The organism is Virgibacillus doumboii (assembly GCF_902806455.1).
Taxonomy (GTDB): domain Bacteria; phylum Bacillota; class Bacilli; order Bacillales; family Amphibacillaceae; genus Lentibacillus; species Lentibacillus doumboii.
This window is the reverse complement of record NZ_CADCWQ010000001.1, coordinates 1540377-1564217: the sequence shown is the minus strand read 5'-3', so window position 1 is coordinate 1564217 and position 23841 is coordinate 1540377. Positions and strand designations below refer to the sequence as shown.

Annotated in this window: 23 protein-coding genes and 6 tRNA genes; 5 read left to right on the top strand and 24 right to left on the bottom strand. The window is 38.5% G+C overall.

Translation table 11 applies throughout. The annotated features are described in order from the left end of the window. Positions 1–9: 9 nt before the first annotated feature. The 3 genes from G6R02_RS07500 to G6R02_RS07490 form a co-directional block, all read right to left on the bottom strand. Complete coding sequence (locus G6R02_RS07500; RefSeq protein ID WP_164668612.1) at positions 10–981, bottom strand: ROK family glucokinase; 972 nt, start codon at positions 979–981, stop codon at positions 10–12. Then, complete coding sequence (locus tag G6R02_RS07495; RefSeq protein ID WP_164668611.1) at positions 981–1193, bottom strand: YqgQ family protein; 213 nt, start codon at positions 1191–1193, stop codon at positions 981–983. Before G6R02_RS07495 ends, G6R02_RS07500 begins: the two co-directional genes overlap by 1 nt. Before the next feature lie 115 nt (positions 1194–1308). Beyond that, positions 1309–2766 carry a spore germination protein gene (locus tag G6R02_RS07490; RefSeq protein WP_164668610.1) on the bottom strand — a complete coding sequence of 486 codons (1458 nt, stop codon included), beginning with the start codon at positions 2764–2766 and terminating at the stop codon, positions 1309–1311. Positions 2767–2995: 229 nt separating this feature from the next. Between G6R02_RS07490 and G6R02_RS07485 the strand changes: the two genes are divergently transcribed. Beyond that, positions 2996–3859 carry a hypothetical protein gene (locus tag G6R02_RS07485; protein ID WP_164668609.1) on the top strand — a complete coding sequence of 288 codons (864 nt, stop codon included), beginning with the start codon at positions 2996–2998 and terminating at the stop codon, positions 3857–3859. 62 nt (positions 3860–3921) lie between these two features. Here G6R02_RS07485 and G6R02_RS07480 read toward each other — a convergent pair whose 3' ends face one another. The 4 genes from G6R02_RS07480 to rpmG form a co-directional block, all read right to left on the bottom strand. After that, positions 3922–5472, bottom strand: a complete 1551-nt coding sequence (locus G6R02_RS07480) for a rhomboid family intramembrane serine protease (protein ID WP_164668608.1) — start codon at positions 5470–5472, stop codon at positions 3922–3924. A 361-nt stretch (positions 5473–5833) separates the two neighbouring features. Next, positions 5834–6847 (bottom strand): ThiF family adenylyltransferase, encoded by a 1014-nt coding sequence (locus G6R02_RS07475; RefSeq protein WP_164668607.1) that lies wholly within the window; start codon positions 6845–6847, stop codon positions 5834–5836. Between the two features lie 11 nt (positions 6848–6858). Continuing rightward, on the bottom strand, positions 6859–7425 hold the full coding sequence (locus tag G6R02_RS07470; protein ID WP_343032900.1) for a 5-formyltetrahydrofolate cyclo-ligase: 567 nt from the start codon (positions 7423–7425) through the stop codon (positions 6859–6861). 90 nt (positions 7426–7515) lie between these two features. Continuing rightward, positions 7516–7665 carry a 50S ribosomal protein L33 gene (gene rpmG / locus G6R02_RS07465; protein WP_026906199.1) on the bottom strand — a complete coding sequence of 50 codons (150 nt, stop codon included), beginning with the start codon at positions 7663–7665 and terminating at the stop codon, positions 7516–7518. Between the two features lie 179 nt (positions 7666–7844). On the opposite strand from rpmG, the gene G6R02_RS07460 reads away from it, so the two are divergent. Further along, positions 7845–8069: a hypothetical protein gene (locus tag G6R02_RS07460; protein ID WP_164668606.1), complete on the top strand. Its 225-nt coding sequence runs from the start codon at positions 7845–7847 to the stop codon at positions 8067–8069. A gap of 24 nt (positions 8070–8093) precedes the next feature. Continuing rightward, on the top strand, positions 8094–8645 hold the full coding sequence (locus tag G6R02_RS07455) for an endolytic transglycosylase MltG (RefSeq protein ID WP_164668605.1): 552 nt from the start codon (positions 8094–8096) through the stop codon (positions 8643–8645). A gap of 38 nt (positions 8646–8683) precedes the next feature. Here the strand turns inward: G6R02_RS07455 and phoU are convergent, their stop codons facing one another. From phoU to G6R02_RS07375, 16 genes are all read right to left on the bottom strand, one after another. Continuing rightward, on the bottom strand, positions 8684–9340 hold the full coding sequence (phoU, locus tag G6R02_RS07450; protein ID WP_164668604.1) for a phosphate signaling complex protein PhoU: 657 nt from the start codon (positions 9338–9340) through the stop codon (positions 8684–8686). Between the two features lie 16 nt (positions 9341–9356). Then, positions 9357–10178: a phosphate ABC transporter ATP-binding protein PstB gene (gene pstB / locus G6R02_RS07445; protein WP_164668603.1), complete on the bottom strand. Its 822-nt coding sequence runs from the start codon at positions 10176–10178 to the stop codon at positions 9357–9359. A 17-nt stretch (positions 10179–10195) separates the two neighbouring features. Then, positions 10196–11074: a phosphate ABC transporter permease PstA gene (pstA, locus tag G6R02_RS07440; protein ID WP_164668602.1), complete on the bottom strand. Its 879-nt coding sequence runs from the start codon at positions 11072–11074 to the stop codon at positions 10196–10198. A gap of 1 nt (position 11075) precedes the next feature. After that, positions 11076–11978, bottom strand: a complete 903-nt coding sequence (pstC, locus tag G6R02_RS07435; protein WP_425509067.1) for a phosphate ABC transporter permease subunit PstC — start codon at positions 11976–11978, stop codon at positions 11076–11078. Positions 11979–12132: 154 nt separating this feature from the next. After that, positions 12133–13128 carry a PstS family phosphate ABC transporter substrate-binding protein gene (locus tag G6R02_RS07430; protein WP_164668600.1) on the bottom strand — a complete coding sequence of 332 codons (996 nt, stop codon included), beginning with the start codon at positions 13126–13128 and terminating at the stop codon, positions 12133–12135. 904 nt (positions 13129–14032) lie between these two features. Next, complete coding sequence (locus tag G6R02_RS07425) at positions 14033–16114, bottom strand: peptidoglycan D,D-transpeptidase FtsI family protein (protein WP_164668599.1); 2082 nt, start codon at positions 16112–16114, stop codon at positions 14033–14035. Positions 16115–16183: 69 nt separating this feature from the next. Beyond that, positions 16184–17458, bottom strand: coding sequence for an MFS transporter (locus G6R02_RS07420; protein ID WP_164668598.1), 1275 nt, complete (start codon positions 17456–17458; stop codon positions 16184–16186). Between the two features lie 126 nt (positions 17459–17584). Beyond that, positions 17585–18196: a superoxide dismutase gene (locus G6R02_RS07415; RefSeq protein WP_164668597.1), complete on the bottom strand. Its 612-nt coding sequence runs from the start codon at positions 18194–18196 to the stop codon at positions 17585–17587. Between the two features lie 590 nt (positions 18197–18786). Further along, a tRNA-Phe gene (locus G6R02_RS07410) sits at positions 18787–18859 on the bottom strand. A 357-nt stretch (positions 18860–19216) separates the two neighbouring features. Further along, positions 19217–19309: transfer RNA gene (locus G6R02_RS07405), tRNA-Ser, on the bottom strand. Between the two features lie 8 nt (positions 19310–19317). Further along, positions 19318–19394 (bottom strand) — tRNA-Ile (locus G6R02_RS07400). A 14-nt stretch (positions 19395–19408) separates the two neighbouring features. After that, positions 19409–19484: transfer RNA gene (locus G6R02_RS07395), tRNA-His, on the bottom strand. A gap of 19 nt (positions 19485–19503) precedes the next feature. After that, positions 19504–19580 (bottom strand) — tRNA-Met (locus G6R02_RS07390). A gap of 3 nt (positions 19581–19583) precedes the next feature. Next, a tRNA-Asn gene (locus G6R02_RS07385) sits at positions 19584–19658 on the bottom strand. 304 nt (positions 19659–19962) lie between these two features. After that, a complete protein-coding gene (locus G6R02_RS07380) occupies positions 19963–21588 on the bottom strand; it encodes a Na/Pi cotransporter family protein (RefSeq protein ID WP_164668596.1) in 1626 nt (541 codons plus the stop codon). Between the two features lie 231 nt (positions 21589–21819). After that, positions 21820–22452 carry an NfeD family protein gene (locus G6R02_RS07375; protein WP_164668595.1) on the bottom strand — a complete coding sequence of 211 codons (633 nt, stop codon included), beginning with the start codon at positions 22450–22452 and terminating at the stop codon, positions 21820–21822. A 73-nt stretch (positions 22453–22525) separates the two neighbouring features. Between G6R02_RS07375 and G6R02_RS07370 the strand changes: the two genes are divergently transcribed. Continuing rightward, complete coding sequence (locus G6R02_RS07370) at positions 22526–22876, top strand: hypothetical protein (RefSeq protein WP_164668594.1); 351 nt, start codon at positions 22526–22528, stop codon at positions 22874–22876. A gap of 16 nt (positions 22877–22892) precedes the next feature. Here G6R02_RS07370 and G6R02_RS07365 read toward each other — a convergent pair whose 3' ends face one another. Then, positions 22893–23306, bottom strand: coding sequence for a hypothetical protein (locus G6R02_RS07365; protein ID WP_164668593.1), 414 nt, complete (start codon positions 23304–23306; stop codon positions 22893–22895). A gap of 172 nt (positions 23307–23478) precedes the next feature. On the opposite strand from G6R02_RS07365, the gene G6R02_RS07360 reads away from it, so the two are divergent. Continuing rightward, complete coding sequence (locus G6R02_RS07360; RefSeq protein WP_164668592.1) at positions 23479–23763, top strand: DUF2624 domain-containing protein; 285 nt, start codon at positions 23479–23481, stop codon at positions 23761–23763. Positions 23764–23841 lie beyond the last annotated feature (78 nt).

Here is a 23841-nt window from a genome sequence, read left to right as displayed (position 1 = left end):
AAGTAAAGCCTAAAATGTAATGTTTTCAAGCTTCTGTTTTACCAGAAATGCAGCACCAATTATACCTGCATCATTTCCAAGCTGCGCAATTTTTACGTCACATACGTCACTAACTCTTTTTAAGGCATATTTGCAGAAATAATTATCAATCATGTCTATAAACTGATCACCGGCTTTTGATACTCCTCCACCAATAAGAATTTTTGAAGGGTTAACCAGTGTAGCAAGATTGGCAATAACAAATCCAAGAACATCCGCAGTGTGCTCGATAATATCCTTGCAATGTGTTTCATCATTTTTTGCCAGATCAAAAATATCCTTCGTCGTGATATTTCCATTTTTACGATACAAGGATGCCAACGTACTGTCCGGATGCTGGTCTATTTTATTCATTGCCTGGCGGACCATCCCTGTTGCCGAGCAAATAGTTTCCAGACAACCCTCACGGCCGCAGTTGCATGGATAACCCTCTGGATCTACCGTAATATGACCGATTTCACCTGCAGTGCCATTTTCACCATTCAAAATGGTTCCATTGGCGATAATCCCACCACCAACTCCTGTACCTAGTGTAATTGCAATCAGGTTCTTGGACTGGTCTCCGGCACCCTTCCAGTTTTCACCCAAAACTGCTATATTTGCATCGTTTTGAACAAATACCGGCAATCCGGAGATGGTTTTCAGTTCCCGCGCCATTTCAATATTTTTCCAGCCAATATTAACCGCTTCATATACGTTGCCTGTTTCCTCTTCAATAAAACCCGGAGCACCTACTCCTATACCGGCAATGTCATCTTTTTGCAATTGACCTGCTGCTATTTTTTGATTTATTGAATTCCATATGTCAGTAAGAATAAAAGCACCATTATCGGCCTTATTGGTTGGTATCTCCCACTTATCCAGAATATTCCCGTCGTTATTAATTATGCCGATTTTTACTGTGGTACCTCCGACGTCTATCCCTATAATATTTTTTTCCATTAGGAATTCGCCCCTCTTTTATCACGAATGCGGGCTGCCTCTTGCCGTAGGACTAAAACAGCCATCTGATAATCTTTCGTAACAATGCATTGTGCCTGATATAGTTCTTTAATTTCCTCTTCCATTAACTCCAGATCCGCTAATCGGTCACCAATATATATAATTGTCCCAAATCTTTTCAGAAGTTGTTGTACATCATAAACAGTATTCATTAAAATCACCATATATTATTATACCAAATCCATTAGTAAATCGGAAGAACTAAGCCCGATGTATACTTACACTGATCACTGAGCGTTGTTGCTCGATGCAAAAAACCCGGATAATTTATTTATCCGGGTCTCTTGGGTGCAAAAATGCAGGCCTTCGATTTTTAAGTGGAATCGGCGAACGCAAGAAAACATCCCGAAACGCACGATATGAAAAAGGTAAAAATGGCCAAAGAAAGGCAGTATTAAACGATGTCATCCTTACTATATACAGCAGCCACATTGTTATACCTACTAAATACCCCATTGCACCAAACAGCCCTGTTACAGTTAAGAGGAAAATTCTAATGATACGGTTTGCCATACTCAACTCATAGCTTGGTGTTGTATAGGTACCGATTGCTGCAACCGCTAAATAAAGGACTACCTCGCTGGAAAACAAACCAACTTCTACTGCAACCTGCCCCATTAAGATTGCTGCAACCAGCCCAAGAGCGGTTGCCAAAGAAGATGGAGTGTGAATGGCCGCCAGCCTGAGCATATCAATTCCAACTTCAGCTATATAAAACTGAAGAAGTATTGGTATGGTACCCGCTTCGGACGGTCCGATAAATTCAAGACCTGCGGGTAAAAATTCTGGATTTACGGAAAAAAGATAATAAAGCGGTAATATAAAAATCGAAGCAAATACTGCAATAAAGCGAATGAATCGTAAATATGCACCTATTAAAGGCTTTTGCCGATAATCTTCCGCATGCTGCAGGTGATGCCAAAAAGTTGCCGGCGTAATCATTACACTCGGTGATCCGTCAATAATAATCAGAACATGCCCTTCATATAAATGGGCTGCAGCTGTATCTGGTCTTTCCGTATATCGTACGGAAGGATATGGATTCCAGTGCCGGCCGCTGACATACTCTTCAACTGTTTTATCTGCCATTGGCAATCCATCAACATCAATTTTTTTTAGAACACTTTTCAAGTCCTCAACACGTTCCTGATCTGCAATATCTTCAATATAGCATAAACATATATCTGTCATGGATCTTCTGCCAATCTGCATATACTCCATACGCAGTGAACGGTCACGAACTCTTCTCCTTGTTAGCGCAGTATTGAAAACGATTGTCTCAACATAACCATCCCGTGCCCCGCGAACAACCCTTTCAAGATCCGGTTCGTCGGGGGACCTTACCGGATATGTCCGGGCATCGATCATAATTATCTCATCGAGACCCTCAACAATTAATACTGCCGGTCCTCCCAGCAATTTGTCTGCTGCTTTGTTTAAATCCTTTTGTTTACCAATTTCAATATATGGAATATATGTTTTGAACAGCTTTGTTAATGGATCTGGTTCCAACTGTTCGGGTTCCAGGCTTGCCAATAACTTCATGATATAGTGCAGGATTTCATCTTTGGCAAATCCATCAATACAAAATAATGCCATGTTCCTTCCGGCATATTCCAAATCCAGATATATAACATCAAAGCTTTTATCAACAGCTAGCCTATCTTTCATGTAGTCAACACTTTTTTGAAACGAAGAAAATAAAGGTTGTTTCTCTTTATCCATTAATTTCACCCATCATTTCATTATTGAAGTCTGTAAATAGTTTGTTACGAGCAATTTATTCTATTCATTAAAAAACTTGGCTTTTCGCCAAGCTTTTTAAATGGAGATAGCCTTTACTGCACTTATGCAGTAAGAAAGTATTTATACTTTCCTACTTGCCAAAATAGCATAATGCTTTGTCCAGCCTCATATATTCTATTTTAAGCGGTGTCTGTAAAGGATGATTATAATGAATAAACGAAAAACTACCTTAGTATTAATTCTTTTTGCCGGCTTGCTGGCATTTATTTTCATATGGCAGAAAACTTCCATTCCATCGATTACATATTTTCCAATGGATGAGGGGACAAGCTTTAAAAAGGCAAGTACATCTCTGGATTTGATTTCTGAGAAAACTAATGACTCCTACGAAATAACCTGGAAAGTCAGGTCTAAAACTGATAAGAAATTATATTTAAGACAGGATGCATCTCTTTTATTTAATAATGGCATCCTTAGAGGTGTTCGAAGCAAATGGGTCGAGAACACAGACACCATTCAAATAAAGGAAAATATCTACAGTGAGGACAGCACCTTTTTTCAATCCATTTCAATCCACCATGGTGAAGTTCATTATCCTGATGATGAGATTAAAAGTATTCAGAAGATGACATATGATCAATTGTATGTCATTGATTCTCCCAATACTGCGCTTGAATCATTTAAAACTCCCGAAAATGAATATGAAACCGAATGGGCAACATTGCTTGAACATACAACACATCAGCAATTGGTATATTCATGGAAACAGCTTATCCATTATTTTCACATCGATAATGAAGCATATTTTACGGTTCCTCTAACTCGTTTATACAAATATAACACCGAACCACTTCCAAGTTTCACCCAGGAAGAAACAAATCAAATAATCGGCCAGTTGTGGGAAGGGATTTATAAAAATTATATAATTGCGGCAAAAAGCATAGAGAATAACCAACTGAAAAGCTATATTCCCTTAGTTTTGTTCGACAGACAAAACCAGCATTTGCTTGTTTTGTATGAAATAAATGGTGAAAAGGAAAAACTGATTCAGCAATACCCTGATTTTAACTAAAAGACTATCCCGAAAAGGAAGAGTCTTTTAATAAGTCTTTAAAAAATCAAAAAAAGCCTTTATTAATCAACCGTATCACCGGTGATTTCCTCGTATAATTGTTGAACGTCTTTCCCTTCCGGTTTGAGCTCGTATGCTTTTTTAATTCGTTCTTTTGCTTTGTTAAGTTCACCATTATTGTAATATAGAATTGCAAGGTTAAAATGGGCTTCTGCAAATTCATTATTAATCTGTATTGTTTTTCGAAGATCGTTTACAGCCTGATCAATTTTTCCCAATCTGATGTATGCATATGAGCGCTGAAACAACAAATGACTTTCAAAGTCACCCGGATCTTTTAAACCTTCCGTAGCTGTTTCCACTGCTTCTTCATATTCTTCCTGGCCGTTTAACAGCTCTGATTTCATCAGTTGATAGGAAGTACTATTCATATTATTTTCGATACCGAAAGTAATTAACCCGAATATGATTCCTGCATACACAATGAATGCTGGGAATTGTAAGCCAAACTTTCTCTTCCCGGGTAAGTGCAGGATTGCTGATGCGATAAATCCGGTTACAAGTCCACCAAGATGTGCCCCATTGTCTACTTGCGGAACCACAAAACCAAATATTAGATTAATGCCAATGATAATAAGTAAGCTTGGGCCCATCGTTTGAAAAAAGACTCGTTTGTGGATTAATCCAAAGAATAATAACGCACCAAAAAGTCCGAACAATGCACCAGAGGCACCTGCTGAAATGTTCGTGGTAAATGCAAAACTTGCAAGCCCTCCTCCAATACCTGCCAAAAAATAGATAATAATAAATCTCACGTTGCCATATATCCGCTCAACAGCAACACCCAGGTAATAAACCGCCAGCATATTCATAAATAAGTGAACAAATCCAATATGCAAAAACATTGACGAAATAATTCGCCACCATTCATCGTTTTCAATGATAGCCGGATTATACTTTGCTCCAAATTGAATTAGTGTTCCTGTTGATTTGCTGTCTCCACTTATTTCAAGTATGAAAAACATTATAATATTGATTGCCAACAAAAAGTATGTTAGTAATGGTTTCCCCTTGGAGAACACGTTTTCCATTTCTTTTGTTTTATTTTCAAAAATTGACTCCATTTTTGCTATAGTATAGTTGACTTTTTCTTCCATTTCCTGCTCTGACAGTTCATTCGGATAATTGATGTTTGAACTGCCAATTGCTTGTTGAAGTCTGGACTGTTCCTCTTCCAGATCTTCATCTGATAAATAGTAAACTTTCATCTTTATCGGATTTCTTTCTTTTAATTGCATCGGTTTTTTAAGTACTTCCCAATCATCAACCGGTGCGTGGGAAGAAATATATACATTATGTATTTCAACATGTTTACCAAGAAAATATCGCTTCATTGTTTTTGCTTTTTGAAAAACTGCCGCTATATCCTGTTTCAAATGATTCTTCCAGTGAATTTCACTGTGCACCAGACGGACCACATGTGATGTCTTATTTTTATATTTCTCAAGCCATATTTCTTTATGATTTTCTTTAATAAACAGCACACCGAAATCATCATTTTCAACCAGGCTGTTTGCTGTTTTATACATTCTATATTGCTCAACTAAGTACATTCGTGTTCCTCCCTGAACCCATCATACCAGAATTGCTTATATAATTCTTTCTAAAGTTAAAAGGAGCTGTGATTTCAGCTCCTTATGTAAAATGAATTATTAATTTGATGGTCGAGTGAACTCGAGGAGATTAGGTATGATTTTTTGACGGATTGTTGGCATATTCATCGAAATCATAACCGCTAAACGCCGTAAAAAGCTAATGGCTAATAAGGTGTTTACTATTCTGTATCTCCACCTGAATACAATCGTCAGTATTGTCACCATGAATGCAAGAACTAAGAAAATTCTCATCCTGACACCCTTTTCTATTAATTAATGTGATGTTATTAGTTATCTTCAATCATGATGATATTATGCATCATGATCCAATATAACGATCATACCATGCCCGTGCCTGAACACGGTCTTCCGTACCTTGAACTAGCACACGGCCATCTTTGAAAATGACAAAATTAAGCTGCTCATCTAAATTTGCCTTTAACAAAAATGGTGTTCGTTTAACATCAGCAATCTTTCCCAGCCTGGTTTCCCATTGGATAAGGTCCATTTCTGACTTCTGATGAATTTGAACCGTATCACGACCGCATAATACGGTTTCTTCGTCCTGCGCCGATTTTTGCAGTGATGGATATTCCTTAAGCTGACATGTGGGACATTCAGGTTTAGCGTTTGATAATTTCATGTCATACTGATTGTTATACCATACATCAAATGTCTTTAATGTCTTTCGCAAAGCATCTTTGTTACCGGTTAAATACTTCAGTGTTTCCGTTACCTGATAGGAAGAAACCATATCTACTGCAGGTGAAATAACTCCAACTGTGTCACATGTTTGTCCATTTTCTGCCCCTTCATTCGTAATACACCGCAAACAAGGAGTCTCATCCGGGATAAAGAAAGCAGTCATCCCTCTTGAACTGACTACTCCTCCGTACGAGAATGGAATATTATATTTAAAACAGGCATCATTCAAAAGGAATCGGGTTGAAAAATTATCTGTCCCATCAAGCACTACATCCACATCTTTAACATATCCATCTATTTTCTCATTCGTTACATTGCCGACGATTGCTTCAATAGTGACAGAACTGTTCATCTCCTCCAGCTTGTTCTTGGCTGCAACAGCTTTTGGCATAGCCCGTTTGACGTCATCCTCATCAAACAACATTTGCCGTTGTAAGTTACTGAGTTCCACATAATCCCGATCGACCAGGCGAACCCTGCCAATGCCGGCTCTGACCAGGTGATTACAGATAACTGTTCCTAGTGCCCCCGCACCAACGACCAGCACAGAACTGTTTGCCAACTTCTCCTGACCGGACTCTTGTATTGGAGCAAACAATTTTTGCCTTGAATAACGTGTGGAGTCCATCGTAATCCCTCCTATCGCAAAATTCCATTTTCAGTAATTATTCTTTCGATTGGCAGGTCATATGACTCAGCCGGTAGTTCCTCAACGATTTGGGAAGCTGATGCTATCGATACCGTTTTATTACGGTAATCTTCAAGAAACCGATCATAATAGCCCCCGCCAAATCCAATTCGGTAACCGTTTTTATCAAATAACAGTCCGGGTACAACCAGTAAATCAATCATATTCTTCTCCATTTTGACAGTTTCCTCCGGTATCGGTTCCAGTAATTGATAATAAACTACTTCCAATTGGTCATATGTATTTATCTGATAAAACTCCATTTTTCGTTGTTTCGGAAGACATTTTGGTACACAAACGGTTTTCCCTTCCTGCCAGGCGGTTTCGATAATCGGCTTCGTATTCCACTCAAAACCGTTGGAAATCGTTATACCAATGATATCGGATTGCTTCCATAGATCAGATTCAACCAAATGATATTTCAGTCCATCCTCAATCTGTTTTCTTTCTGCATCAGGTATATTTTTTAATTTTTTTATAGTATCTTTTCGCAGTTCTGTTTTTTCCAGTGTAGTCACCCCCCTGTATCTTAATTATATACGATTATTACGCTGGAATAAAAATAATACTCCTGCCATATCGATGACAGGAGTATTATTATATAATCATTATTTTGTTTCACGATGCAATGTGTGTTTTTTTAAACGTGGACAATATTTCATAAGCTCTATACGCTCTGGATTAGTACGCTTATTTTTAGTAGAAATGTAGTTACGGTCGCCTGTTTCAGTACAAGCTAAAGTAATGTTTACGCGCATTATTCTTCCCTCCAAACTGTAAAATCTTGCTTTGCAGGCATCTATTATTTCGTTTCAGACTTAATTATAATAGCAGATGTTGCAGAAACATTCAAGAATCAAATGTAAAATATTGATGATTTCTCTTTCTAAATTTGTATGTTATAACTATAATTGTAGTTGAATGGAGGGAATTATAAATGCTATATGCAATAATTGCCATTATTACCGTTGCATTGGTGCTGCTCGTATTATCGTTATTCATGCGTGATAAATTTAACGAATTGGATAGTCAGTTGGAACAGTTGTCCATTTCAACGATGCAGGATAATTACAAAATGTCGAAAAAAATAAGCATATTGGAAGAGGAATTGCTTACAGATAATTTTTTGGATGATAGCCTGCACAATAACCAGAAAAAATAAAATACAGAGAGATAGGGGAATGAAATGAAACAACCAGTTCGCTCATTCGCACTTGGCCTCCTGACTGCTGGAATTATCTTATTTATAACATTTTATTTCACAAATGATTCAGAAGAGGAAAAAGAAAATATGTCAATTAAGGACATGATTGCAAGTGTTGAAAGTGAAGGATACCATGTTTTAACTGATTCGGAATATATGTCTGTTTCGATGCAATCGGATAAGAACGAAAATACAAATGAAGAAGACAATCCTGGTTCACAGAAAGAGCAGGAAAAGTCTGCTGATGACAATAATCAGAAGAAGGATAAAAAATCCGAGGAAAATACTGATTCACAGAAAAAAGACCCCACTTCTGAGAAAGAGGATATTATTACATACACCCTCACAGTGGAATCAGGAATGTCATCCATAAAGATCAGTAATATTTTGATGGATAATGGTATTGTCGATGATGCTGAAAACTTTAACCGGTATCTTGAAGATCAGGGTTACAGTACAAAAGTTCAGCTTGGCGAATACGAAGTGACAAGTAAGATGAGCCATTATGACATCGCAACCCTTATAACCAGGTAACACAAAGCTGTATTGCCAAACGCAATACAGCTTTTGTTCTAATTAAGCTTATATGATTCACCTTTTACCAGAAATAATATACTTTCACCTATATTAGTAATATGATCAGCGAAACGTTCAATATATCTTGCGCTGAAAGCCATTTGCATGACATATTGAACTTTTTCCGGATTAGTAGCAGTTTCCATTAACATCTCTTTAACAATTTCTTCATACAGTTTATCCATTTCATCATCCATCTCAGATAGTTTACCGGCAATGGAAATATCCTCATACTTGAATGCTTTTATTGCTGTATGAACCATTTCAACAGCCAAATCACGCATTTCTTTGATTGCTGGATGAATTGTTAAACGATGATCCTCCCCGAGATGGATAGTTGATTTAGCGATATTTTTAGCGTTATCTCCCATCCGCTCCAGGTCAGTTGCGATTCGCAGTGCAACAATTAATCGGCGTAAATCGGTTGCTACCGGCTGCTGTTTCGCAATTAATAAAATCGTTTGATTGTTAATATCAAGTTCTTGTTTGTCAATATTCGTATCCATATCAATAATATTGTTAGCTAAGGCTATATCCTGATTAAATAATGCATCGATTGCTTGAAGAAGTGCCCGTTCTGTATTCTTCGCAAGCTCAACTATCACCTCTTTAATTTCTTCCAGGTCGGTTTCAAATTGCTCTCTTGCAACCAACAATATCCCCCCCTTTTTATCCGAAACGTCCAGTAATATAATCCTCTGTACGCTTATCATCAGGATTTGAGAAAAGTTTATCTGTGTTGCTGTACTCAACTACTTCCCCATTCAGAAAAAAAGCAGTTTTATCTGAGATTCTCGCAGCCTGCTGCATATTGTGCGTAACAATAATGATACTGTAGTCTTCCTTTAAATTTTGTACCAGTTCTTCTACTTTAGCCGTTGAAATGGGATCCAGTGCAGATGTAGGTTCATCCATCAAAATGACATCCGGCTCAATTGCCAAACACCTTGCAATACAAAGTCTTTGTTGCTGGCCACCTGACAACCCAAAAGCATTTTCATTAAGACGATCTTTCACTTCATCCCATAGTGCTGCACCTTTAAGGCTTTTTTCAACTATTTCATCAAGTATCTTTTTATTTTTAATCCCATGAGTCTTTGGACCATAGGCTACATTTTCAAAAATAGATTTAGGAAATGGATTCGGATTTTGAAAAACCATTCCAACGTTTGTTCGTAATTCTTCTACTTTATATTTGGGACTGAAAATATCATCATCACCATACTTGATTGTTCCGCTCATTTTCACGGACGGGACTAATTCCACCATACGGTTAAGTGCTTTAATGAATGTCGATTTACCACATCCGGATGGGCCGATAATCGCTGTTATTTTATTCGTTGGAATCTCCAATTGAACATCGTACAGTGCCTGATCTTCGCCATACCATAGATTGAAATTCTGAACAGAATATATTGATTTGGAATTATCATTTTCCGGTCTAACCTCAGTTGTTATTGGTGTACTATTATTCTCTGTTGCAGTTTGCATTTTAAAAAACCTCCTGATTAAAATCGCTTGGAAAACTTATTTCGTATGAGAACAGCAATGGAATTCATAAGCAGCATAATCAACAACAATACAATTATTCCAGCGGATGCTACTAGATGAAACTCCTCTTGCGGTCTGCCGGTCCAGTTATATATTTGAATTGGTAGAACAGTAAATGCGGACCAGACATTTTCCGGTAAATACGCAAGAAATGACATTGCACCAATCATTAATAATGGTGCAGTCTCACCAATTGCCCGTGACAATGCAAGAATACTTCCGGTCAGGATACCAGGAATTGCTGCGGGCAATACAACACGCCGAACAGTTTGCCATTTTGTTGCCCCCATTGCAAAAGAGGCTTCATACTGTTCTTTTGGGATCGCGCGAATAGCTTCCTGCGAAGATACAACTATGATAGGCAAAATCAGCAAACTCATCGTCAATCCACCCGCCATTATACTTCTCCCCATTTCCATTAAACGAACAAAAACAGTAAGACCAAGCAAACCAAAAACTATGGAAGGTACTCCTGCAAGATTCGAAATATTTATCTGGATAAATCGGGTGAATTTATTCTGTTTTGCATACTCCTCCAAATAGATTGCTGTTCCAACACCCAAGATAAGTGATACAGGAGCAGTAACAGCCATCAACCAGATAGAACCAACAATAGCAGCTTTAATTCCAGCTTCTTCGGGGAACCTTGATGCGAAATTAGTTAAAAACTGCCAGTCCAAAAATGCGATTCCTTCTGTAAAAATCCGATACAATAACGTTGCCAGCACTACTATTCCAAAAGCAGTAGCCAAGAAGAACAGTTGTCTGATTAATTGATTCGTGAATAACCGCTTTTTCATTCCATTTTGAATTTCCTGTTTGTCAACCAGATTCATACTAGTATTCCTCCTTGAAACGCCTGGAAATATATTGCGACAGCAGATTCATGATCAATGTAAAGACAAATAACGTCATACCGACTGCATATATGCTGTAGTAAGTAGTGGACCCGTAAGATGCATCACCCAAACTTACCTGTACAATATATCCGGTCATTGTCTGAATCGATTCTGTGACGTCCAACGTGAGCTTTGGTGTTGCCCCGGCTGCCACTGCTACAATCATCGTCTCACCTATCGCTCGGGAAATTCCCAACACAAACGAAGCAATAATTCCGGAAAACGCCGCTGGAACAACTACTTTAAGTGCCACTTCAAACCTGGTTGAACCCATTGCCAAAGCACCTTCCCTCATTGCATTGGGAACAGAACTCATCGCATCCTCCGAAAGGGAAGCAATCATAGGAATAATCATTACTCCCACAATAATTCCCGGACTCAGCGCATTGAAAATTGGAAGGGTGGGGATAAATTGTTGAAGTAAAGGTGTAACAAAAGTCAAAGCAAAAAAACCATAGACTATTGTCGGTATACCTGCCAACACCTCCAAAACAGGTTTTACAATCTTACGTATTCTAGGTGATGCAAATTCACTTAAATAAATTGCTGAAGCTAATCCAATCGGTATTGCTACAATCATTGCAACAACTGTAATCAATAATGTCCCGGAAATTAGCGGAAGAATACCGAATGTCGGATTTTCACCAAATGGCCACCATTCAGTACCTGTTATAAAGTCAATAAATGAAACTCGATTGAAAAATGCTATGGTTTCCACTAATAATGTGACGACGATACCTACTGTCGTCAGTACAGATATGATTGCACACAGCAGGAAAAATGCCGGTGCTGTTTTTTCTGAAAATCGAAGCAAGAATCGATTCGACTTCTTTTGTTTCATGAGGTCTTTAACATTTACAGCCATATTGAAACTCCTCTGCAAAATTACCAATTTAGTAGAATGAAAGATTTTATAAAACGCAGGAAAGTGAGGGGAAACGATATACTTCCCTCACTTTATTAGTATCCTGCTTCAAGTTCATATCATAAATCTATTACTTACCTGCCAGTTCATCTATTTTTTTCAATGCCTCTTCATATGCACTGTCCGATTTAGCGACATATCCAACTGCTTCTGCCATTTCTCCGGCATTTTCAAGTGCATACTTTGTGAAGTTATTTACAGACTCATTTTGCATTGCTTCATTTTTCACATAGATGAATAATGGTCTTGAAAACGGATTATAGTCGCCGGATTGGATCGTTTCCTGGGTGGGTTTTACCGGTTCTCCATCACTGTTTACAATCGGAACTACTTTTAAATTGTCCTTATTTTCAAGATAATACGCATATCCAAAGTAACTGATGGCATTTTTAGAACCCATTACACCCTGAACCAGAACATTGTCGTCCTCTGATAAAGACGCATCCTTACGTATTTCCGCATCTTCACCAAATACAACTTCGCTGAAATAATCGAATGTACCGGAATCTGCCCCAGGACTGAAGAACTTAATTTCTTCCTCTGGCCATCCTTCGCGTACATCAGCCCAGGTAGTTACGCCGCCACCCTCAGACCACATTTTTTTGAGTTCGTCAACTGTTAACTGGTCAACCCAGTCATTTTCTTTATTAACAACAATAGATAGGCCATCAAGCGCTACTTCAAATTCTGTATACTCAATACCAGCTTCTTCAAGTGCTTGTTTTTCTTCCGCTTTTATCGGACGAGAAGCGTTTGAGATGTGTGTTTCACCTGCAGCAAATTTTTCAAAACCGCCGCCGCTTCCAGATGTACCAATATTAACCCGGGCATCCGGATTTTCTTTTTGATATTCCTCGGCAACAGCTTCCATAATCGGGAATACTGTAGATGATCCATCAACCATAACTTCTGTTACTTCTGTTGAAGTTTCTTCACCTTCTCCATTTCCTTCACCACCGTCAGATCCTGATCCAGATGTGCTTTCGCTTCCATCTCCATTGCCACAAGCTGCCAGGAAAAATAAGAGCAGTGACATTGCAAGTGTTAATAAAAACTTTGACTTCATTTGTAAGCCCCCTAAATGTGGTAGTTTGTCTGGAAAGGATTCTGTATTTCCTTCCCTGCAAATACATCATAAAACATTAGTATTAACACCCTATTAATTGATTGTAAATATTACGTAAATTTACTAGATTAATTGAAAAAAGTTATTTGCTTACTACTATAATCGAGCCAGAACGTAAAAAAGTGGCATGAAAAATATATTTTTTCATGCCACCTTTTTAACTCGGGAAACGATTATATATGTGAAAGGTGAAGGCTGCTTTAGTGGATTTTGCAGCATTTTATCCCGTAGCAGTTATAAAATGCGACGTAATTTTTTTTAAAAAATGAGTGCTATAACACCGCTGCGGAAATACACTTCGCTTTCCGTGGGCGGCTGTTGAGCCCCCTTCGTGCGTACGCATTCAGCGGTCTCATCTAGGCCTTTCATCCCACAGGAGTCTCAGCATATTTCCTCTGCTGGTTCTACGTTTATGAACTTTCGGTTGGAGTAGTAATCGTGATTGAAAACACATGATACCACTTCACTAGTCCGGGTGAGCGGAGGGCGGTGACTCCTGCGGGAACAAAGGTTTTCTGTGGGAGGAGTAATCGCAGTCCCAGCACAAGTCCGAAGACCCCTCAGAGTGGTTTTCGCAACGGAGGCTGAGGCCGTGCCGGCGGCTGAGAAGACACTGCGAAAATGAACTTTTTGAGCAGATGTCGTCTTGGTACCCCGATATGGAAAACATCCGCTCGGAGCGATCCCGGACGGTGGGGTGAGGAGTGAGACTTATAGAAAACATTTCAGCAGTTACGTCGCATTATATATCTTTTGTGTCAAAAAAACTATCTATACGAAAATAGCCAAGATAAAAACCTGAACCCCGGATAATGGAGGTTCAGGTCATTAGCTAAAGTGTTATTTATTCGCTATCTTGTGAGGATTGGCCTCTTTCCTTTTTTAATTCAAAGTACGTATCCAAAATTCCCTGCCCGATTTTATGGTTGATTGGATGCTGACCATTAACAATTCCTGTATGTGGTACAACGACAGCAAATGCCACCTCAGGATTGTCGTACGGTGCATAACCAACTAACGTCAAATTTTGCGTATCATATTTTACACCTTTTTTATAAACTGCTTTTTGAGCAGTACCGGTTTTTCCGGCAGCTTCATATGGTTTGTTTCCAAAATAATACTCAGCAGTTCCACCCGGTTCCTGAAATACCTGACGGAAGCCTTCCTGTACGCGCTCGATTAGATGCTTATCCATTTCGAGCCGGTTCAGGAATTCGGTCTCGTAGCTTCTAAATACCGGACCAAGCCCTTCTTCATGCGGTACCGGCATTCTGATTTGTTTCAGAAAATGCGGGCGGACACGGTATCCATCGTTGGCAATGGTTGATACATATTGTGCCAGTTGCATCGTTGTATACGTGTCATACTGTCCAATAGCTAAGTCAAGCAGGTTACCTGCAAGCGGGTCATCACCTTCAAAACCAACTGATTCGTATGGGAAATCGACACCTGTTGGTACACCAAGGCCAAACTGACTGTAATAGTTACGCATTTCCTGGAATGCAGCAACATCAAAGTTTAACGGCTGATTCGGCTGATAATTGAAATCGCCACCCATGCGCATCGCAATATAAAACATGTAAACGTTGGATGACAATCTCAATGCATCAAGATCGTCTACTATGCCCAAATTCCGATATGAACTTTTTTCAGGTGTACTTTTAATATTAATCGGCGCATCAACAAAGCTTTGACCGGGTTCGATAACCCCTGATTCATACCCAGCAAGAACAGTCGCACCCTTGACCGAAGACCCCGGTTCATGAGCAGCATAAAGGGTTTTAAGACCGGCGTTTTGAAATTCATCATTCTTCCGGTCATAGTGCTGTCCTGCCGCAGCCAATATTTCACCAGTTTGCGGGTTCATTACCACTGCCATTGCATCTTTCATGTGTTGGTTTTGATATGGAAATTTTTCAATGGCAGTCTTTAATTCCCTGCGCAATATTTTATTCAGCTCTTTTTGAAGTTCCATATCAACTGTCAGAACTAAATCTTTACCACGCTGACCTTCGACTACTACTTCCGAGTCAATTACCTTACCGTTTTTATTCGTGGTATATTCAATTTTTTCCTTGCGGCCCCGTAAAACGGATTCATATTGCTCTTCCATTCCGCTTCTGCCAACACGGTCATTTCGTTTATAGCCTCTGGTTAAATAATATTCCTCTTTTTCAGCCAAAATCCCCTGTGATTCCGAGGTAATTGTTCCGATAAAATTACTGAATGTATCTTCATACGTTTTTTCACGATCCCAATCGGTAGTTGCATTAACCCCATCTAATACACTCAAGTGTTCAGCTACCCGCGCAAATTCCTTAGGGCTTACGTCTTCGCTTTTAATAACTTGTGGTGTTAATGTCATTGCTTTATCCATTTCTTTTTTAATAGCCATTACCTCAAGCTGGTGATCAGTAAAATTATCAATTTCTTCTTTTTTGATACGTTCAAGAATCGTACTGTATTCTTCACTTGTTTCCATCTCTTCAATCTCTTTGGCGGTTAGACGATCCTTAGCTTCTTCCGTATTTTTTAAATACCAATACTCTTTTTTATTACGTTCTGTGACATTGTAATCTCCGTCTTTTCCAGGATCCATTGAAATATATTCAGACAGCTTCTCCGCTACATCAAGCCTTTCTTTCGCCTGTGTCCCTTTTGCCGGTGTGTAGGTAATGGAATACTGCGGGTTATTATCAACAATCAGATTATGATTCCGATCATAAATTTTCCCCCGTGGTACCGGCTTTTCTGTATAATCTTTATCTGTCCGATTGATTTCCGCCTGAAATTCTTCCCCATTCAATATTTGGACGACACCTAACTGGAGAATCAGAACCGAAAACAACAAAAAGACTATAAAGAAAAGTATATTCAAGCGAAAGGGAAGTTGAGCTTTTCTCTTTTTCTTCTTTTTTTCAACCATATTTTTTCCCCTCAAAAATAAAATCGTTGTACCTATTATAGCATTTATCTTATTAAATTCTAACAGGTATTACCGATTTTTTTCATCTGTTATTTGCTGTTCTCTTATTATTGCTTCTTTATTTTGCGAACTGCCTAAATAAATATCTTTTACAAAGAAATAAATGATCAGATGTCCCAAACCAAAAATTGCAAGTAAAAATGGAATGATCTTTTCAGCAGGGAAAATCGTGATGGAAACCAGGAAAGCTAATATGGAGGTTACTCTTCCAATATTGACGAATAGTTCCCTGACTACTATATATTCTACACGGAATTCCTTTGCTTTCCATGCTTTACCGATAACATCATACGTCAAAGAAACATACGGTACGGTTATAATTGGATAGGCAATACCTATTACTGCTGCATAAATAATAAGTTGTGTATAACTTATACTGAACAAGATGATGTAGATAGAAAAATATAAAATTAATCCACCTGCCAGTATTGCTTTTTTTCTCAAGGATGGTTTAATCCACTTCGTTACAATGAAATAGAAAACTAAAGATAACCCCGATAAGAATAAATTGAACATCCCTAATGCAAATTCACTCTTAGTGGTGATAAAAACCCAAATGGCTATGACAAACAGGAAAATCCCCTCTCGTAAACCCTGGGCAACATGTGCCATTAGTATTTTATTCCAATTTTTATTATGCCCTTTTTCCTGCAGAACACGTTTAAAATGAAATCTTCCCTCGGCTTGACGTCGTTTCAGGATAAAGCTGCAGGCAACCGCACCAATAAATAATCCAAATGATATGGTGAAAATTGTAGTATAACCAATATTTGCTTCCATGTTTGCAATTATCGTACCCGCCATCAGCGGCCCGATCATCCCAGCAAATGATTGCAAAACCCCGAGAAATCCATTAAAAAAGTCACGTGATTCAGGTTCCGTAATTTCAAATGTTAACACATTAAATGCAAGCCAATAGAAGCCATACCCAATTCCCAGTATGGCACCCAACAGGAAATTATATGTTGATGCCTTTTCAGCTATAATAAGTACACTCAAAAAAAATAGAGATAAAAATATTACCCCTAGTCGAAGAACAATAACACGATCAACTTTCTTAGCAATTTTTCCGGCCAAAATAAATGTTGCCGGCTGAAATAAATATACTCCTAAATTATACATTGCAATTGTAACGTAATCCCCGGATTGCTTCCATAAGTATATATTGACGAAAGTATTGGACAGGAAAATCCCTAATGAATAGAGCCCTCCTATAATCAGCAAAAAAATTAAATCCCGATTTATATCCACTTTTCCCGCCAAGAATTGTAAGCTTTTATGCATATCTATTGCTCCTTTTTATCGTTAATAGTGTGAGCAAATAGCTTTAAGATATGCAATTATCGGGAGAAATTTTGTCTGCATAAAAAGGCACGGGAACTGTATCCCGTGCCTTTATAGCCGCTAAACTTACTTAGCGTTATTATAGTTTTTAGCTACTTCATCCCAATTCACTACATTCCAGAATGCAGCAACATAATCAGGGCGTTTGTTTTGATATTTCAGGTAGTAAGCATGCTCCCAAACATCAAGACCCAATAGTGGAGTTTTTCCTTCCATTAATGGTGAATCCTGGTTCGGTGTACTCATAACTTCAACTTCACCATTATTTACAACTAACCAAGCCCAGCCGGAACCGAAGCGGCCTTTTGCAGCTGCTTCAAATTCTTCTTTGAACTTGTCAAAGCTGCCGAACTTATTGTTAATTTTATCTGCTAATTCGCCTGATGGTTCGCCACCGCCATTTGGTGACATTACCTTCCAGAACAAGCTGTGGTTTACATGTCCGCCACCATTGTTACGAACAGCGGTACGGATATTTTCAGGTACTGCATCAAGGTTGCTGACAAGATCTTCAAGTGATTTGTCCTGAAGGTCTGCCTGTCCTTCCAATGCACCATTTAATTTTGTAACATAAGTATTATGATGCTTTGTATGGTGAATGTTCATTGTTTCTTTGTCAATTGTAGGTTCTAAAGCATCGTAAGCGTATGGTAGTTCTGGTAGTTCAAATTTTGCCATTTTTAAGTTCCTCCCTTAATAATTATGTTATTAAAAGGATTGAAAATTCACCCTTTTAATACAAGATTATCAGAGCTATAAGACACTTGCAAATTATATGCATATTCATACTGTGATAATAATGTAAATAGCCCTAGTGGTTAAATTCCCGAATTGAAATATGTAAAACATTAAGGGAAAAACAAGGTCACATTATTATCATTTTCGCTAGAACGTTTCAGATCGACAGCGGCTAAACCTATTAATATGTACTCGCACGTTTTGATGGCTTGCTCGCACGTTTTGATGGCTTGCTCGCACGTTTTGATGGCTTGCTCGCACGTTTTGATGGCTTGCTCGCACGTTTTGATGGCTTGCTCGCACGTTTTGATGGCTTGCTCGCACGTTTTGATGGCTTGCTCGCACGTTTTGATGGCTTGCTCGCACGTTTTGATGGCTTGCTCGCACGTTTTGATGGCTTGCTCGCACGTTTTGATGTTAGCACCTTCGTTACACTCGGTGCTAAACATCAAACTAAAACAATAAGCATGATTAGTGCTGAATTTACACTCATAAATAAAAAAACAAGCTGTCTGCTTGTTGAAAAAAGGTGGCTCGGGACGGAATCGAACCGCCGACACACGGATTTTCAGTCCGTTGCTCTACCGACTGAGCTACCGAGCCATATGAAATTTTGATTCTTTATTTTATTCTCGCATCTTATAATACTTTTCTGCTCGTCGTGTTGCAAGCTGTTTCGGTGATGTCGCACTCCTCGCAAGCCTGCACATGGCAGAAAATTCGATGAAGAGGGCGGCTTGCTCTACCGACTGAGCTACCGAGCCGTATATTATATTAATTTGTTATTCTGATCTCGCTTCTTTTGAAGTGTGTTATGCTCGTCGTGTTGCAAGACTATTCAGTGATGTTGCACTCCTCGCAGGCCTGCACATGGGAGATTATACATTGGTGTAGGCGGCCAGCTACCGAGCCGTATGATGTTTGGTTTCTGTGCAATTCACGTTCCAATTTAAATATGTATGGAGGAGGTAGAGGGATTCGAACCCCCGCGCGGTTTGACCCGCCTGTCGGTTTTCAAGACCGATCCCTTCAGCCAGACTTGGGTATACCTCCGTGTAAAATGGTGGACCCTGCAGGACTCGAACCTGCGACCGATCGGTTATGAGCCGATAGCTCTAACCAGCTGAGCTAAGGGTCCTTTTTAAGTATTTATGGGGCGACCGGTGGGGATCGAACCCACGAATGCCGGAGCCACAATCCGGTGCGTTAACCACTTCGCCACGACCGCCATTATATTGTTTTTATTATGGTAGCGGCGGAGGGGATCGAACCCCCGACCTCACGGGTATGAACCGTACGCTCTCGCCAGCTGAGCTACACCGCCATATGGCTCCACAGGCAGGAATCGAACCTGCGACTAATCGGTTAACAGCCGATCGCTCTACCGCTGAGCTACTGTGGAATATTACTAATATACTTTTTGATACTGACCAACCTTATTATTGCGCTAGTCATAATGCTTGTCTTATTCAATAACGTTGCGTTGGTTTTGAAATTTATTAGCGACGAAATATAATTTACCATGTACGACAGAATCTGTCAATAACTTTTTTACTAATCATCGGAATATGTACGTCAAAGGCGCAGAAGCACCAATAAATACTATAGCATTTTCTAATCAGTTTTTCAATGAGAACAATAACCAATTTAATATACCCTTATCAGAAAATTAAAGAGGCGCATTTGCACCTCTTTAATCTGATTATTTATTCTCCTAACACTTCTTCGGCGATATTTACCGCATGATCCCCAATACGTTCAAGATTACTGATTATATCTACAAAAACAATTCCTGCCGAACCACTGCATAAGCCTTCATTCATTCTGATAATATGTTTTTTACGATAGTTTCGTTCCATTTTATCAATTTCGTCTTCTTTCTGGATTACGGCTAATGCTTCCTCACGATCCATATTATCCAATGCCTTAACTGACTGTTTGACTGTTAAAATGGTTAAATCAAACATATTATTCAAATCTTCCTGTGCTTGCTCGGTTAAATGAACTTTGTTGGAAATTTTATAATCGATTAATTCAATAATATTTTCAAAATGATCACCGATTCGTTCAAAGTCGCGAACAGAATTCATTAATGCAGTATGCTTTGCACTTTCCAGTTCAGACATGGACTCTCCGGATAACTCAACAAGATAATCCGTTATTTTACGATCCAGATTATTTAATGCACCTTCTATTTGCATTGCCATCTCTGAGTGTTTCTGTGATTGCGTTGTAAGATATTTATTTGTTTCTTCCAGACCCTTATATGAATACTCGCCCATACGAATTATTTCCGCTCTGGCCTGATCCAATGCCAAAGTGGATGATTGCTGGATAAAAATAGGATCCAGGTGCTTTGGTTTATATTCTACAAGGGTATCTTCACCGGGAACAATCTTTGTTACAATCCATGCAAGAGCTCCAATAAATGGAAACTGAATAATCGTATTTGTTAAGTTAAAACTTCCATGCGCAAATGCGATTGTCATTTCCGGATTTAAATCCAAACTTGACTGCAGGTACAGAACATAATTTGTGAACACTCCTAATAAAACCAGGAATACGGTGGTGCCTACCAGGTTGAAAATAACGTGCACAAACGCTGCTCGTTTAGCCGCTACACTTGTACCAATTGCAGCTAATATAGCTGTAAGAGTAGTTCCTATATTATCACCGAATAAAACCGGCAATGCTGCCTTGAGTTCAATCGCACCTTCAGAAAACAATCCTTGCAGTATACCGATAGTAGCACTGGAACTCTGCACAACAACTGTAAAAATTGTACCAATGACAACACCTAATACAGGGTTTTCACTCATACTTACAGTTAAATCATGAAAAGCCTGAACATTTTCGAGTGGCGCCATCGCACCGCCCATAAGTTTTAAGCCTAAAAATAACGCCCCAAAACCAAAAATAGCTTGTCCGACATTTTGTATCTTTTGGTTCTTAAAGAAAAATAGCAGGAAACACCCGACAGCTATGATTGGCAGCGCATAGGCCTCCAAATCAATACCGATAATAAAAGCAGTAACGGTTGTACCAATGTTAGCCCCCATAATAACGCCAATAGCTTGTCGCAGTGTCATGAAACCTGCATTAACCAAACCAACAGTTAATACAGTTGTTCCTGAACTGCTTTGAATAAGAATTGTAACGATTATACCAGACAATACACCGAGGAATGGGTTGCTGGTTGTTTTATCAAGAATATCCCTGAGCCTGTCACCAGCAGACTTTTGTAAACCATCCCCCATATATTTAATACCGAGGAGGAAAATACCCAATCCACCAACAAACTCAAATATCAGCGTCTGCACATCGATATCCAAAAATAATTCCACCCTTCAAAACATGCTGAAATATGTCACATACCTTCACCATTATTAAAGCACTATTGGTGTTTTGTAAAGTAATACTAAAAAAATTAACATAAAATTTACATTCGAGTACATCCTAAAAATCTGTTATATTTATTAACTACCCTAATACTGTATTTTTAATGCAGAAATAAAAAAGATAATACTCATGAATCATATTTGATTCAACGAGTATTATCTTTGTTAATCAATTTTATTTTCAACCAGTATTTTTGTACCGTCTACATGAACAACTTTTATTTCACTGTCTTTGGGAATCCATTCTCCATTCGAAACAGCACTGTAATTTTTGTTGTCAATGCGTATTGTTCCAACCGGACGCAAATTGCTTACAGTAATTCCTTCTTTCTCCATTAAATTCCCATAATCCTCACTCATGGAGTTATATCCTGCCTCTTTTGTCAGCTGATCCACTAACGCTATTTTTGACCACATATCACGCCGCTTAAACACTTTCAGGAAAAAAAACGATGAAAATCCGCCTAAAAGAACTCCTATAACCGCATACATACCTGCTGTAAGGTTCGGTGCTGTCAATGCTACTGCTATCAGCATACAGGCTAAACCGATTGTAGCAAGTGTACCATCATTTATTATCTTTCCATCAATGATAATAAGTAATAAGCCAACAATATAAATAATAAGCATTATGATAAAGGAGCCTGTTTCCAGATAAGCAGCAAAATAAACAGTAATAAAACTTATACCCATAAGTCCAAAAAATCCGCGCATGTTAACAAGCAGTTCACCGATTAAAAATAAGGTGCCAAAGCCAGTGATCACAAACCCTATCCAATCCAATGAAAAAACATCCATTTGCAAGCCTCCTTTTCCTACCAATAGATATACGTTTTAATGAAGTAATTTGTTTCATAAAGGAGAAAAAAAGATGAATAATATTAAAAAAACCCTTTTATATATGTTTATTATATTATTTATAATTAGTTTGTATAAAGATTTAACTGTTGGAACTCCTTTAAATTCCACAAATAATCAATATGAAAATGAATACAATAGTGAGGAGGCAAATGACCTGACAGTTATGAGGGTAAAAGTACAGCAGGGAGAAACAGTATTATCAATAGTTGAACAAATAAACCAACAGAAAATAAACACGATGGACATAAAGCAGATTATTGCTGATTTTGAAGCTTTAAATCCAACTGTTAATGATCCTGAGAAGCTAAAGACAAATACATTTTATTATTTTCCTGTATATGAAAAAGAGGCTGACATTTAATCAGCCTCTTTTCAGGTTATACATACGGAAGAACAAACAACCTAATTAAAATCGATATTGCACCAGCAACGATAGCAGTATTACCTAACGTATCTGCACCTCGGCTTTTTGAAATAAAACCAAGTATGACCCCTGCACCTCCAAGGATGATCGGCATGATAAAAAACGAAATGATGGATAACGACAAGGCAATCCATCCAAAAGCACTGTTAACCTGTGTGCCTTCATCATCATTTTCGACAGATTCATTAATATCATCCGCGGTCATTTCAGCAGCAAATTCCTCATCATCTCTTCTACTTTGTGTTTCTGTCGGATAGGGCTGCTGGCCATTTAAATTTGTTGCTACCATATCCTGTGTGTCTGGTTGTTCTTCCTGGTTCGGTGCGTTTCCACCCGGGTAATTTGTATTGCGATTTTGTTCGTCCATCGGCAAGACCTCGCTTTCCTTTAGTGAGGTGCGTTTTTAGTTTATGGAGACAAGCGCAATATAATAATGGTAGTTTATGGAAACCACTCTTCCTTCTCCTTTGTGTTGTCCAAGGTAATTTTCTTTCTTAATGTGCATATAGTGAATCAGAAACTTTTTAAGGAGACTAAATATGTCAAAATTTATTAAGGATCTGGTTACCCAAAAAATGAAACAACTTACACCAGATGAACTTCTGCATTACAGTCACCAATATGGTTTTCATATTTCCAGGAATCAGGCAAAGCAGATTACAACATATATACAAAATCATCCAATAGACCCTTTTGATGCTCAAAGCCGTACAAAATTATTTGAAGAACTTGAACGCATTACAGATAGGGATACAGCTCAAAAAGCATTCAGTTTATTCCGGGAAATTATCAAAACATATGGTCTGGGACACTTATTTAATTAATTATTATAAAACTAAATAAAAGAGACTGGGACAAAAGTGTTTTATCAAAAACAGAAACCGAACATAGTGGAAATGGTG

Bases quoted from the DNA above. Each gene is read 5' to 3' on its own strand.
- G6R02_RS07360 (WP_164668592.1), top strand. From the start codon at position 23,479: ATGTCAAAATTTATTAAGGATCTGGTTACCCAAAAAATGAAACAACTT.
- G6R02_RS07370 (WP_164668594.1), top strand. From the start codon at position 22,526: ATGAATAATATTAAAAAAACCCTTTTATATATGTTTATTATATTATTT.
- G6R02_RS07420 (WP_164668598.1), bottom strand. From the start codon at position 17,458: ATGCATAAAAGCTTACAATTCTTGGCGGGAAAAGTGGATATAAATCGG.
- G6R02_RS07480 (WP_164668608.1), bottom strand. From the start codon at position 5,472: ATGTACTTAGTTGAGCAATATAGAATGTATAAAACAGCAAACAGCCTG.
- pstB (WP_164668603.1), bottom strand. From the start codon at position 10,178: ATGCAAACTGCAACAGAGAATAATAGTACACCAATAACAACTGAGGTT.
- G6R02_RS07415 (WP_164668597.1), bottom strand. From the start codon at position 18,196: ATGGCAAAATTTGAACTACCAGAACTACCATACGCTTACGATGCTTTA.
- G6R02_RS07425 (WP_164668599.1), bottom strand. From the start codon at position 16,114: ATGGTTGAAAAAAAGAAGAAAAAGAGAAAAGCTCAACTTCCCTTTCGC.
- G6R02_RS07375 (WP_164668595.1), bottom strand. From the start codon at position 22,452: ATGGATGTTTTTTCATTGGATTGGATAGGGTTTGTGATCACTGGCTTT.
- G6R02_RS07365 (WP_164668593.1), bottom strand. From the start codon at position 23,306: ATGGACGAACAAAATCGCAATACAAATTACCCGGGTGGAAACGCACCG.
- pstC (WP_425509067.1), bottom strand. From the start codon at position 11,978: ATGAAACAAAAGAAGTCGAATCGATTCTTGCTTCGATTTTCAGAAAAA.
- G6R02_RS07500 (WP_164668612.1), bottom strand. From the start codon at position 981: ATGGAAAAAAATATTATAGGGATAGACGTCGGAGGTACCACAGTAAAA.
- G6R02_RS07495 (WP_164668611.1), bottom strand. From the start codon at position 1,193: ATGAATACTGTTTATGATGTACAACAACTTCTGAAAAGATTTGGGACA.
- rpmG (WP_026906199.1), bottom strand. From the start codon at position 7,665: ATGCGCGTAAACATTACTTTAGCTTGTACTGAAACAGGCGACCGTAAC.
- G6R02_RS07430 (WP_164668600.1), bottom strand. From the start codon at position 13,128: ATGAAGTCAAAGTTTTTATTAACACTTGCAATGTCACTGCTCTTATTT.
- G6R02_RS07460 (WP_164668606.1), top strand. From the start codon at position 7,845: ATGCTATATGCAATAATTGCCATTATTACCGTTGCATTGGTGCTGCTC.
- G6R02_RS07490 (WP_164668610.1), bottom strand. From the start codon at position 2,766: ATGGATAAAGAGAAACAACCTTTATTTTCTTCGTTTCAAAAAAGTGTT.
- G6R02_RS07475 (WP_164668607.1), bottom strand. From the start codon at position 6,847: ATGGACTCCACACGTTATTCAAGGCAAAAATTGTTTGCTCCAATACAA.
- pstA (WP_164668602.1), bottom strand. From the start codon at position 11,074: ATGAATCTGGTTGACAAACAGGAAATTCAAAATGGAATGAAAAAGCGG.
- G6R02_RS07485 (WP_164668609.1), top strand. From the start codon at position 2,996: ATGAATAAACGAAAAACTACCTTAGTATTAATTCTTTTTGCCGGCTTG.
- G6R02_RS07455 (WP_164668605.1), top strand. From the start codon at position 8,094: ATGAAACAACCAGTTCGCTCATTCGCACTTGGCCTCCTGACTGCTGGA.